The 14,168-nt window shown below is 67.0% G+C and carries 1 protein-coding gene; it reads left to right on the top strand.

Annotated elements, in window-relative coordinates:
- The first annotated feature begins 166 nt into the window (after positions 1-166).
- Entirely contained in the window at positions 167-14,029 is a 13,863-nt protein-coding gene (locus DK926_RS06595; RefSeq protein ID WP_114329755.1) for a non-ribosomal peptide synthetase, read from the top strand.
- Positions 14,030-14,168: the final 139 nt, after the last annotated feature.

The raw sequence follows: 14,168 nt of genomic DNA, 5'->3' as shown, positions 1-14,168 counted from the left end.
GGCGGCGGGTACGGGGAGTTTGCCGACGGATCATTCGGATGCCGACCTGATCAGGTGGGTATCGGAACAATCCGTCGGCGAACTGGGCGGTGGTCCGTTCGTCAGTAGGCTTCGTACGGCTGCGATAATCGAGGTTTCGCGAGTGGTGATTGGGAGGACGAGGTAGATGGTGTCTGGTGGGTCCGGTTCGCAGTCGACGGCGATCGAAGATCTACCGGGGTTGGTCGGACGGGTCGCCGCAGGTCAGGCCGACCGTGTCGCCGTCGCTGTCGGTAGTTCGACGATCACGTACGGAGACCTGCACCGCGAGATCGGCAACCTCGACACCGCCATGGGCGGAGTGCTCGGCGCCGACGCTCTCGTCCCGCTCGCATTGTCGACAGTGGCACCGGGTGCCGTCGAAGCGGCCGACGGTGGGCTGGAGGGGATCGTCGCGACCGTCGTCGCCGACGCCCGAGAGGTGCTCGGCGAGGTCGCTGCGGCCCCCGTCGCCGAGACGCTCGTCAGTCGTTTTCGCGACCAGGTCGAGCGCACCCCCGACGCGGTCGCGGTGACCTTCGACGGGACCGAACTCACGTATGCCGAATTCGACGGCCGGGTCAATCGTCTGGCCCGTCGCCTCGTCGAGCTCGGAGTCGGCCCTGACGTTCGCGTCGGTCTGTCGATCTCGCGGTCGCTCGACCTGCTCGTCGCGATGTACGCGATCAGTGCTGCGGGAGGCGCGTACGTTCCCATCGACCCCGGACATCCCGCCGATCGCATCGGCTACGTCGTCGACATCGCCGAGCCCATTCTCGTGCTCACCACGTCGACCGAGAACGTCGCGCTACCGGGCGACGTTCGTGCGCTGAACGTGGACACCGAAGATCTGGCGCAGTATGCGTCGCAACCGCTCGTCGACGACGAACGCAACGGTGCGCTCGATCCGGCGAACACCGCGTACGTCATCTTCACGTCGGGTTCGACGGGACGCCCGAAGGGTGTTGCAGTCTCGCACGAGGCCATCGTCGCGAACCTCGACTGGCGGCAGGCCGACTACCCGCTGACCGCCGACGACGTCGTTCTGCAGAAGACTCCCTTCACGTTCGACGTGTCGGTGTGGGAATTCTTCTGGCCGCTGCAAGCGGGCGCACGGCTCGTCGTCGCCGCGCCCGACGGCCACCGCGATCCGGCGTACATCGCCGAGACGATGAGCACGCACGGTGTGACGACCGCACATTTCGTGCCGTCGATGCTGTCGGTGTTCCTCGGCCAGTTCGACTCGGACCAGGCGCCGACGATTCCGAGCCTGCGGCAGGTGTTCGCGTCGGGCGAGGCACTGCCTGCGTCGACGACGGCTCGTTTCCACGAGGTGTTCGACGCCGAACTGCACAATCTCTACGGCCCGACCGAGGCTGCCGTCGACGTCACGTACCACCGCACCGACAGCTCCGACCTCGTGTCGGTACCGATCGGCGTCGCGGTGCCCCGCACCGGACTGCACGTGCTTGGGGAGGGCCTCGACCGCACTCCGCCCGGCGTGCCCGGCGAGCTCTACCTGTCGGGTGTGCAGCTGGCGCGCGGATACATCGCGCGACCCGATCTGACCGCCGACCGGTTCGTCGCCGACCCGTACAGCGACTCCGGCGAGAGGATGTACCGCACCGGCGACCTCGTGCGCTGGAACGCCGCAGGTGTCTTGGAATACTTGGGCCGCACCGACTTTCAGGTGAAGCTTCGTGGTCTGCGCATCGAACTCGGTGAGATCGAAGCGGCGCTTCTCACTCAGGAGACGGTCCGCCAGGCTGTGGTCGTCGTCCGTTCCGACGACTCGGATTCCGGGGTCGACGATCAGTTGGTGGCGTATCTGGTCACGACGACCGGTGAAGCCGACTCCGCTGCACTGGCCGCCGGTATCCGCGGCACGCTGCCGGACTACATGGTTCCGGCCGTGTTCGTCGTGCTCGACGAGTTCCCGCTGAACGCGAGCGGAAAGCTCGACCGCAAGGCCCTCCCGAAGCCCGACGTCACCCTCGCGGCCGCCGAATACCGTGCTCCGGCAACCGATGTCGAGCGCACCCTGGTCGCCGTCTTCGAGGACATCCTCGGAGTCGAACGCGTCGGCGTCGACGACGACTTCTTCGCACTCGGTGGTAACTCGCTCAGCGCGACCCGCGCGATCGCTCGCGTCGGAGCCGAACTGTCGATCAAGCTCGACGTGCGTGCGTTCTTCGACGCACCGACCGTCGCCGGTCTCGCGAAGTCGGTCGACGCCGCGCAGGCCGACGGTTCGTCGGCGCGTGAGCCGCTGACGAAGCGTGAACGTCCCGACGTCGTTCCTCTGTCCATGGCGCAGCAGCGCATGTGGTTCCTCAACCGCCTCGACCCGAACTCGGCCGTCGACAACATTCCGGTCGCGATCAGGCTGTCCGGGCTGCTGGACGTCGACGCGTTGCAGGCTGCGATCTACGACGTCGTCGACAGGCACGAAGCGTTGCGCACCGTGTACCCGGAGGTCGACGGCGTCGGCCGCCAGGTCGTGCGTGAGACGGACGACGCCGCGCCCGATCTGCTTCCCGAACGCGTCGACGAAACGGCGTTGCACGGCCGCGTCGTCGATGTCGTGTCGCAGGGATTCGACGTGACAGCCGAGGTGCCGGTTCGACTGCGCCTGCTGCAGGTGTCACCCACCGAACACGTGTTGATTCTCGTCGCGCATCACATTGCGGCGGACGGTTTTTCGATGCTTCCGCTGACGCGAGATGTCGTCACCGCGTACGCCGCCCGCAGCGACGGCAACGCTCCAGGATGGGCGCCCTTGGCTGTGCAGTACGCGGACTTCGCGCTGTGGCAGCGCGCGGTCCTCGGCTCGGAAGACGATCCACGATCGTTGATCTCCGCGCAGGAACGATTCTGGCGCGGCGCGTTGGCGGACCTGCCCGAACAACTGGACCTGCCGTCGGACAGGCGACGTCCCGCCGTGGCGTCGGGACGGGGTGCGACGTACGCGACGGACATCGACGCGTCGCTGCGCAGGTCCATCGAGGCGCTGGCAACGACGCAGTCCGCGACGCCGTTCATGGTGGTGCACGCCGCGCTGTCGGTGCTGCTGGCCCGGCTGTCGGGAACCGAGGACATCGCGGTCGGAACACCCGTCGCGGGTCGTGGCGAGGAAGCTCTCGACGACCTCGTCGGCATGTTCGTCAACACGTTGGTCCTGCGCGCCGTCGTGGACCCGGCCGACTCGTTCACCGACCTGCTCGCCGCCGTGCGTCGCTCCGATCTCGACGCGTTCGGTAACGCCGACGTGCCGTTCGAACGTCTCGTCGAGGTACTCGATCCACCGCGATCGAGGGCGCACCACCCGCTGTTCCAGGTGCTGCTCGTGTTCCAGAACCTCGGGACCACCAGCCTGGAGTTGCCGGGCTTGACCGTGTCCGGAGTCGAGTTCGACACTGCCGTCGCGAAGACCGACCTTCAGGTCACCGTCTCCGAGAACGACGCGCAATGGAAGCTCGAATTCACCTATGCCACCGACCTGTTCGACGAATCGACGATCGCGACTCTGGCGTCGCGGTTGATCGGTGTCCTCGGCGCCGTGACCAGAGATGCCGGGACGGTCGTCGGCGACATCGAGCTGATCGACAGCGCCGAGCGCACGACGGTGCTGGAGACCTGGAACGTCACGAGCCACGACGTGGCCGACGAGTTCGTGCTCGACGCGTTCCACCGGATGGCGTCGACCACGCCGGACGCGGTGGCGCTGTCCTTCGACGACGAGACCGTCACCTACCGCGAGTTCCGTTCGCGTGTGACGACTCTCGCGCGCCATCTCGTCACACTCGGTGTCGGGCCCGACGTCCTGACGGCCGTCGCGATTCGCCGGTCCGTGGACATGGTCGTCGCGCTGTATGCGGTGATCGAGGCGGGCGGCGCCTACGTACCGATCGATCCCGACCAGCCGGCCGAGCGCAACGACTACATTCTCGACGTGTCCGAGGCTCCCGTCGTGCTGACGACGACTCGCGACGATTTCGTCGCGCCGCGAACGAGCGTCGTCCGGATCGACACGCTCGACCTGTCCGACTACCGGGCCGAGCCATTGATGGACGCCGATCGTCGCGGGTCGACGCACCCGAATCAACTTGCGTACGTGATCTTCACGTCCGGCTCGACCGGTCGTCCCAAGGGTGTCGCGGTACCGCACCGCGCGGTGGTCAACCAGATCGCGTGGATCGTGAACGAATACGGACTCGGCGGGCACGATGTCGTCCTGCAGAAGACGCCGTTCACGTTCGACGTGTCGGTCTGGGAACTGTTCGGTGCACCGGCGTCCGGTGCTCGAATGGTCATCGCGCGTCCCGACGGTCACCGCGACGCGACCTACCTGGCCGACGTCGTCGAGCAGAAGGCGGTCACCGCCACCTCGTTCGTACCGTCGATGGTGCCCGTGTTCACCGCCGAGATGGCCGCGCGGGACGCGTCGTCGCTGCGATTGATTCAGCTTGCGGGAGAAGCGCTTCCGGCGTCGGTCGTCACCGGGCTCGCCCGAGCGACCGATGCGCAGGTTCACAATCTGTACGGGCCGACCGAATTCACCGTGCACGCGACGAGCAGGCCGGTGGCAGGCGTCGACGGCCACGCGCTGCACGACACCACGGCACCCATGGGCACCCCGGTGTGGAACACCGCCGCGTACGTTCTCGACGGTCGGCTGAACCCGACGCCCGTCGGAGTGGCCGGCGAGCTCTACCTGGCGGGTGTGCAGACCGCGCGCGGGTACCACGGACGATCGACGTTGACCGCCGAGCGGTTCGTCGCCGACCCGTTCGGTGGCGGACGGATGTACCGGACCGGCGATCTCGTGCGGTGGAACGCGTCCGGCGAACTCGAATACATCGGACGCACCGACTTCCAGGTCAAGCTCCGTGGTCTCCGTATCGAGCTCGGCGAGATCGAATCGGTCGCGCGCACAGCACCTTCGGTGACCGACGCGGTTGCCGTGGTCAAGAGCGATCGCCTCGTGCTGTACGTCGTCGCCGGTACACCGGTCGACCTCGAGGAGCTGCGCCGGACGCTGGCGGCGGAGTTGCCGTCGTACATGGTTCCGGCAGCGTTCGTCGTGCTCGACGCCCTTCCGACCAATGCGGCGGGCAAGCTCGACCGTGCGAAATTGCCGGAGCCAGAACTTCAGGTGCGCGCCTTCCGTGCGCCGTCGACTCCTGTCGAGGAGATCATCGCGTCCGTGTTCGGCGACGTGCTCGGTGTCGAACGCGTCGGCGCGGACGACGACTTCTTCGCGCTCGGCGGTAACTCGCTGATCGCGACGCAGGTCGTCTCCCGCCTCGGTGCTGCGCTGGACACGACCGTCCCGGTTCGTCTGTTGTTCGAGGTGTCGACCGTCGCCTCGCTCGCGGTGCGCATCGAATCCGAGGTGGGCAGGGGCGCTCGTGTCCCGCTGACTCCGCAGCAACGACCGGATCACGTTCCACTGTCGATGGCGCAGCAGCGCATGTGGTTCCTCAACCGCCTGGATCCGGACTCCGCGGTCAACAACATTCCCGTCGCGATTCGGTTGTCGGGCTTGCTCGATCGGCATGCGTTGCACGTCGCGGTCGCCGACGTGCTGTCCCGTCACGAATCGTTGCGGACGGTGTATCCGGAGATCGACGGCGTCGGCTATCAGGAGGTGGTGTCGACTCGGTCGGTCATTCCCGACCTGGCACCGATTCCAGTGGACGCCCAGCAACTGGCCGCGTCGATCGAGGAGACGGTGCTCGCCGGATTCGACGTCACGACGCGTGCCCCGTTCCGTGCGAGCCTGTTCGAGGTGTCGTCCACCGAGCATGTTCTGGTGTTCGTCGCCCATCACATCGCGGCCGACGGCTACTCGCTCGGCCCGCTGACGCGTGACGTCGTGCGTGCCTACACCGCTCGCGCGGCCGGGCTCGACCTCGACTGGGAGCCATTGCCGGTTCAGTACGCCGATTACGCGCTGTGGCAACGCGAGGTACTCGGCTCGGAGGACGATCCCGAATCGATCATCTCCGCGCAGAAGGCGTTCTGGCAGAAGACACTTGCCGGCGTACCGGAACAATTGGACCTGCCGTTCGATCGGCCGCGTCCGGCTGTTGCGTCGGGACGCGGCACGACGCATCGGTTCGACATCGACGCGTCGCTGCGAAGTGCAGTCGAGGATCTGGCGTCCGCGGAACGGGCCACGCCGTTCATGGTGGTTCACGCCGCGCTGTCCGTGCTGCTCGCGCGCCTGTCGGGCACCGACGACATCGCCGTCGGCGCTCCGATCGCCGGCCGCGGTGATGCTGCACTCGACGACATGATCGGCATGTTCGTCAACACGCTCGTGCTGCGGACACGTGTCGACGCACCAGCTCGTTTCGACGAGGTGCTGGCTCAGGTCAGAGAGTCCGACCTCGCGGCGTTCGTCAACGCCGACATCCCGTTCGAACGACTCGTCGAGATCCTCGATCCGGCTCGATCGACGGCACGGCACCCGCTGTTCCAGGTGGCGTTGTTCTTCCAGAATCTCGGTCGCTCCGAACTCGACCTTCCGAACCTCAGCGTCTCCGCAGTCGACTTCGATGCGGGCACCGCCAAGTTCGATCTTCAGGTTGCAGTGTCGGAGCCGACTGAAGGTGACGGCTGGTCGGTCGAATTCACTTATGCGACAGATCTGTTCGACCCGTCGGGCATCGAGCTGCTGCAATCGCGATTCCTCGCCGTCCTCGAGGCGGTGACGACGAACCCGGCATCGGTCGTCGGCGACATCGACGTCACGACCGAACCGGAACGCGACGCCCTGCTGCGCGCATGGAATGCGACGGATCACGAGCTGCCGGCTGCGTTGCTTCTCGACGGATTCGACGCCGTCGCCGCCGAACGTCCCGACGCAACGGCGCTCGTGTACGAGGGCGTGTCGCTCACGTACGGCGAGTTGTCCGAGCGCGTCGACTCGTTGGCGGCAGTGCTCACGGCGTCGGGGGCAGGACCGGAAACACGTGTCGCTCTTGCTGTTCGACGGTCCGTCGATCTGGTCGTGGCGATGTACGCGGTGCTGCGTTCCGGCGCCGCGTACGTTCCGATCGACCCCGACCACCCGGCCGAGCGCATCGGCTACATCCTCGACGCCGCGGCACCCGTCTGTGTGCTGACCAGGTCCGAGGACGAGTTCACGCCGCCGGTGGACGTTCCGGTCGTCGACGTGCACGCTCGTCCCGAATCCGACGCAATGTTCACCCCGCCGCGGGTCTCGCCGGACTCCGTCGCGTACGTCATCTTCACGTCCGGATCGACGGGCAGGCCGAAGGGCGTTGCCGTCAGCCACCGGGCGATCGTAAATCAGATGCAGTGGATGCAGTCGGAATATCGACTGGGCGCAGCGGACGTCTATCTGCAGAAGACCGCGACGACGTTCGACGTGTCCCTGTGGGGATTCTTCCTGCCTCTGCGCGTGGGCGCGACTCTCGTCCTCGCGACGCCGGACGGACATCGTGACCCCGCCTATCTCGCCGACGTCATCGCACGACATGCGGTGACCGTCACGGACTTCGTGCCGACCATGCTGTCGGTGTTCGCAGCAGCGGTGACACGGGCATCGATCGCGAGCCTGCGCCAGATCTTCGTCATCGGCGAGGCACTGCCCGGCGAGGCCGTCCGAGACTTCGCCCGCGTCTCCTCGGCGCGCGTCCACAACCTGTACGGCCCGACCGAAGCGGCAGTGTCGATCACCTACGCCGACGTGACCGACACCGCGGCAGGTACAGCCGTGACCATCGGTGTCCCCGAATGGAATTCGGCGGTCTACGTTCTCGACTCGCGACTGCATCCGGTACCCGTCGGTGTTCCCGGTGAGCTGTATCTGGCAGGCGTTCAGCTTGCTCGTGGCTACCACGGGCGCGTCGACCTGACGTCGGATCGGTTCGTCGCGAACCCGTTCTCCAAGCACGGCGCTCGCATGTACCGCACGGGTGACCTCGTGGAGTGGCGTGCCGACGGCACGATCGACTACATCGGTCGCACCGACTTCCAGGTCAAGTTCCGCGGACAGCGCATCGAGCTCGGCGAGATCGAGGCTGCCTTGGCCGCGCATCCGTCCGTCGGTCTGTCCGCGGCTGCTGTCGTCGCCACCGATGCCGGTGATCAACTCGTCGGTTATGTCGTTCCTGCGGGTACCGACACCGTGGACACGGACGCACTGCGCGCGGCGCTGGGGCAGACGCTGCCGACGTACATGGTCCCCGGCGCGATCGTGGTACTCGCCGAGTTCCCGCTCAACACGTCGGGCAAGCTCGACCGAAAAGCGCTTCCCGCACCGGAATTCGCTGCCCGACAGTTCCGTGCACCGTCCACGCCGGTCGAGGAGATCGTCGCGGGAATCTTCGCCGAGGTACTCGGTGTCGAACGCGTCGGTCTGGACGACGACTTCTTCGCGCTCGGCGGCAACTCGCTCGTCGCAACGCAGGTGGTGTCGAGACTGGGTGCGGCACTTGACTCGTCGGTTCCGGTCCGGACGCTGTTCGAGGCGCCGACCGTCGAGGCGCTGGCGGCAGGCGTCGAATCGCACACCGGCGGACGCGTCGCACTGACGGCGATGCCGCGACCGGACCGGATCCCGCTGTCGCTCGCACAGCAGCGCATGTGGTTCCTCAACCGGCTCGACCCGGCATCGGCCGTCAACAACATTCCGGCAGCGGTGCGGTTGACGGGAACGCTCGACGTCGACGCGCTGACGGCGGCGATCGACGACGTCGTCGCACGGCACGAGATCCTGCGCACCGTGTATCCGGAGTCGGACGGCACCGGCATCCAGGTCGTCATGCCGGTGGCCTCGGGGCGCGCCGACTTCCGCGTGGAGGCCGTCGCCGAGACCGATCTGTTCGACGCGGTGACGACGATCGTCACCGAGGGCTTCGACGTCACACGGCGAGCACCGCTGCGGATCAGGCTCCTCGAGGTCGGCGACAGCGAGTACGTACTCGTCGTCGTCGCGTATCACATTGCCGCAGATGGGTTCTCGATGATTCCGCTGATGCGTGACGTGATCACCGCGTACGTCTCGCGAAGCCGCGGCGAGGAACCCGGCTGGACGCCGTTGCCCGTGCAGTACGCCGATTACACGCTGTGGCAGCGCGAGGTCCTCGGATCGCCGGACGACGCGTCGTCGATCGTCAGCAAGCAGGAGGCCTACTGGAAGACGGCGCTGGCCGGGCTCGACGACGAGATCGAACTGCCGGCGGACCGTGCCCGGCCCTCCGCGTCGAGCGGTAGAGGTGCGGCGCACTCGCTGACGCTCGACGAGACCACGACCGCAGCAATCGACCGGGTGGCTGCCGAGCGGGGCGTGACCCCGTTCATGGTCGTGCACGCGGCGCTGGCCGTCTTGCTGTCGCGCGTGTCCGGCAGCGAGGACGTCGCCGTCGGCACACCGGTCGCCGGTCGCGGTGAGGCCGCACTCGACGACGTCATCGGCATGTTCGTCAACACCCTGGTCCTGCGGACGCAGATCGACGGCTCGCAGAGCTTCGGTGACGTTCTGGCTCAGGCACGCGAAGTGGATCTGTCCGCGTTCGCGCATGCGGATCTGCCGTTCGAGCGTGTCGTCGAGGTCCTCGATCCGCCGCGTGTGCAGGGACGCCACCCTCTCGTGCAGGTCCTGCTGACGTTCCAGAACTTCTCGTCGTCGTCCTTCGAACTGCCGGGGTTGACGGCAGCCGCGGTCGATTTCGATTCGGCCGTCGCGAAGATGGATCTGCAGGTCACGGTCTCCGAGCCGCACGAGCAGTCGGACGGTGCGCGTGGTCGATCCGTCGAAATGGTGTACGCCACAGATCTGTTCGACGCGGACACGATCACGGAGCTGGGTCGCCAGTTCGTCGCGGTTCTGCACGCCGTCACGGCCGACGTCGAGACCGCCGTCGGCGACATCGAGTTGGTCGACGCCGGCGAACTTCACTGGTTGGTGCGTGGGGTCAACGCGACCGACCACGCCGTCGACCCGTCGGCGACCCTGGTGTCGATGTTCGACGCGCAGGTGGCGCGGACACCGGACGCCCCCGCCTTGACGTTCGACGGCCGGACAATCACCTACGCGCAGTTCGACGCCCGCGCGAACCGACTCGCCCGGTACCTGATCGGTCGCGGGGTCGGTCCCGAGTCGACGGTCGCCGTTGCCATCGGGCGATCCTTCGAGCTGATGGTCGGCATCTACGCGGTACTGAAGGCCGGCGCCGCCTACGTGCCGGTCGATCCGTCGCAGCCGACGGAGCGCATCGCCTACATCTTGGACACCGCACGCGTCGCGCTGACGCTCACCACGTCGCGCGATCGCGGCGATTTCGCCTCCGAACTGCCGATTGTGATCGACGACCTCGATGTCGCCGAGTTCTCGGACGCGCCGGTGACGGACGCGGAACGCAGGAGGCCGGTGAGCGCGTCGGATGCGGCGTACGTACTCTTCACGTCCGGATCGACGGGCAAGCCGAAGGGTGTGACGATCGAGCATCGCGCGATCGTCAACCGACTGGTGTGGATGCAGGCCGAGTACGCACTGACGCCTGCCGATCACGTCGTTCAGAAGACACCTACCACGTTCGACGTGTCGGTGTGGGAGTTGTTCTGGCCGTTGCAGATCGGTGCGCGTCTCGTGATCGCCCGCCCCGACGGCCACCGCGATCCGGTGTATATGGCACGTCTGATCGAGGCCGAAGGCGTGACCGTGGCGCACTTCGTGCCGTCGATGCTCGGTGTGTTCGCGTCGGAGCCGGCGGCGTCGGCGGCCGGGTCGTTGCGCTGGGTGTTCGCGTCCGGCGAGGCGTTGCCGTACTCGACCGCGAAAGCCTTGTCCGACGTGCTGCCGTCGACGACTCTGGTGAACCTGTACGGCCCGACCGAAGCGGCCGTCGACGTGACGTATCACGAGGTCACCGATGCGGACACCGCAGGCGTTCCCATCGGCCGACCCGTGTTCAACACGCAGGTCTACGTGCTCGACGCCAGGCTGCGTCCCGTGGCGGTCGGCGCGGTGGGCGAGCTCTACCTCGGCGGTGTCCAGCTGGCTCGTGGGTACGCGTCGCGTCCTGACCTGACGGCCGATCGGTTCGTCGCCGATCCGTTCGGCGACGTAGGCGAAAGGCTGTACCGCACAGGCGACTTGGTGCGCTGGAACCGCGAAAGCGAGCTCGAGTACATCGGGCGTTCGGACTTCCAGGTCAAGCTGCGCGGTCTCCGCATCGAGCTCGGGGAGATCGAATCCGCGGTACTGGCGGACGAGTCGGTGGCGCAGGCGGTCGTCCTGGTGCGTGGTGAGCGTCTGGTCGGATACGTGGTGCCCGCTGCCGGGGCGTCCATCGACGTGGACGCGGTGCTGACGTCGGCGGCCGAGGTGCTGCCGGAGTACATGGTGCCGTCGGTGCTGCTGGTACTCGACGCGCTTCCGCTGGGTCCGTCGGGCAAGCTGGATCGAAAGGCGCTGCCGGAGCCCGTCTTCGAGGCTGCGGAATTCCGCGCCCCGACCACCGATGTCGAACGCATCGTGGCCGAGGTCTTCGCAGAGGTTCTCGGTGTTCCGCAGGTGGGACTCGACGACGACTTCTTCGCGCTCGGCGGCAACTCGTTGATCGCGACGCAGGTGGTCTCACGCGTCGGTGCGGCTCTCGATGCCGAGATCCCGGTGCGGACCATGTTCGACGCGACCACCGTCGCGGCGTTCGCGGCAACGGTCTCCGAACTGGCAGGCACGGGTGTTCGCCCGGCCCTCACCGCGGGGCCGCGACCGGAACGTATCCCGCTGTCGCTTGCGCAGCAACGTATGTGGGTGCTGAACCACCTCGACCCCGAGTCCGGCGCATACAACATCCCGCTGGCAGTGAAGCTCTCCGGTGATCTCGACACCGACGCGCTCGGACATGCGGTGGCAGACGTCGTCGCCCGGCACGAGTCGCTGCGCACGATCTATCCGTCCGACGCCGACGGCCCGCAGCAGCGGATTCTGGCTCCGGCCGACGTTGCGTTCGATCTGACGCCACGCGCGGTCGACAGCGAAGCCGACGCGACCCGCGTCGTGGCCGAGCTCGTTCTCGGCGGGTTCGACGTCGCCGACGCAGTACCGGTCCGCGTCGGTCTCGTTCGGCTGTCGCCGCGGGAGCACGTTCTCGCGCTCGTCGTGCATCACATCTCGGCCGACGGTGCGTCGATCGCCCCGTTGGCACGCGACGTCATGGTCGCGTACTCGGCGAGGGTCGCCGGTCAGGCGCCGGAATGGACAGAACTGCCGATCCAGTACGCGGACTTCGCGTTGTGGCAGCGGGCCGTCCTCGGAGCCGTCGACGACGCCGATTCGGTTGCGGCGGAACAGCTGAGCTATTGGACGAAGACGCTCGCAGGCATTCCGGACGCACTCGATCTGCCGACCGATCGGCCACGTCCGGCCACGCAGTCGATGCAGGGTCGATCCGTCGACTTCGACCTCGACGCCGAATCCCATGCGCAGCTGGCCGCATTCGCACGTGACCGCGGCGCATCGCTGTTCATGGTCGTGCACGCCGCACTCGCGGTCCTGCTCGGGCGTCTCAGCGGCAGCAGCGACGTCGTCGTCGGTACGCCGGTGGCGGGTCGAGGGGCAGCCGAGTTGGACGAGCTCGTCGGCATGTTCGTCAACACGCTTGCGTTGCGCACCGAGATCGATCTGGGTGGAACTTTCTCCGGGCTCGTCGACGAGGCGCGGACGGCCGATCTCGGTGCCTTCGGTAATGCCGACGTACCGTTCGAGAACGTCGTCGACGCCGTGGTGCCCGCGCGTTCGCAGGCGCGTCATCCGATCTTCCAGGTAGCGCTGTCGTTCCAGAACCTCGAGCGCGTGCGCCTGGATCTGCCGGGCCTGACGGTCGAGGGTCTCGATGCGGGGGAGTTGGGCGCCAAGTTCGACCTGCAGTTCACCGTCGAACCACGGACGGACGCAGACGGCCACCCTGCGGGGTTGTTCGGATCCCTGCTCTACGCAACGGATCTGTTCGACGAGCCGACCGCTCGAACGTTCGGTGACCGGTTCACGCGCATTCTGCGTTCCGTGGCTGCGGACCCGTTCGTCATCGTCGGCGACATCGACATCATGAGCGAACAGGAACGGGCCCTCACCCAGGCGCATGCCGCGCCGGAGGCCGAGACCGCCCCTGCCTCGTCGGTGTCGCTGGACAGGTCCCTGCCGCAGGTGATCGGTTCTGTCGTCGAGCTGGATCCCGACGCTCCCGCCGTCGCGGTCGACGGTGAGGAACTGTCGTACCTCACCGTCGAGGGTCGCGCTGCCCGATTGGCACGAGTGCTCATCGGTCGCGGTGTCGGACCGGGAGACAAAGTCGTCGTCACGGTGCCCGTGTCGGTGGATTGGGCAGTCGCCGTGCTCGCGACGACGTTCACCGGAGCGGCCGTCGTCGTGGGTGAAAGCGACTGCGACGCACAGGCACTCGTCGAAGCCGTGGGTGTTCGGCTGGTCCTCGGACGAGACGGATCGGACGTGCCCGAGGGGCCGGAGGTGCTCTCGATCGACGACGCGTCCGTCGTCGGTGCCGTCTCCGATGCATCGCCCAGGCCGATCGCGTACTCCGAGCGCACACGCTTGCTCGATCCGTCGGACCCTGCGGTCGTCGTCGTGACGGGTGACGGAACCGTCGAGGAGATCGGACAGAGCACGCTCGTGGCTGCGCTGACCGAAGCGAACGGGCGATACGGAGTGACGTTCGAGTCACGGCTTCTCGCTGCGTCCGACGCCGGCGATGCCTGGCAACTGTCGGCCCTGTTGGCCGCAGGTGTCGTCGGAGCGGCGTGGGTCGTGCCGAGCGGGGACGGCGAGCTCGCGGACCTCGTCCTCGACGAGTGGGTCACGCATGCGTTCGTACCGGCGGCCGACACAGGCGAACTCGGCGGTGACGACTTCGAGGATCTCGACGCCGTAGTGGTCACCGACGGCGGTTCGGCCGACGAACCGGACGGCGTGACGCTGTTCGTCGGCGGGAAGTCGTTCGGCCGAATGCAATAGTCGGACCGATACCGGGCAGAGCCAGGAACGACACCATTCGAACGGTGTAAAAACTGCAAATAGCTTGAAATTTGCGGTTTGAACCAACCGAATGGTTTACAGTGATCGGCGTTGTCATCCAGCAGCGCGGTGTCGGCAT

The organism is Rhodococcus sp. Eu-32 (genome assembly GCF_003336925.1).
GTDB classification, from domain to species: Bacteria; Actinomycetota; Actinomycetes; order Mycobacteriales; family Mycobacteriaceae; genus Rhodococcoides; species Rhodococcoides kyotonensis_B.
Note: the sequence above shows the minus strand (reverse complement) of the source record. Positions and strands in the feature narration are given on the sequence as shown.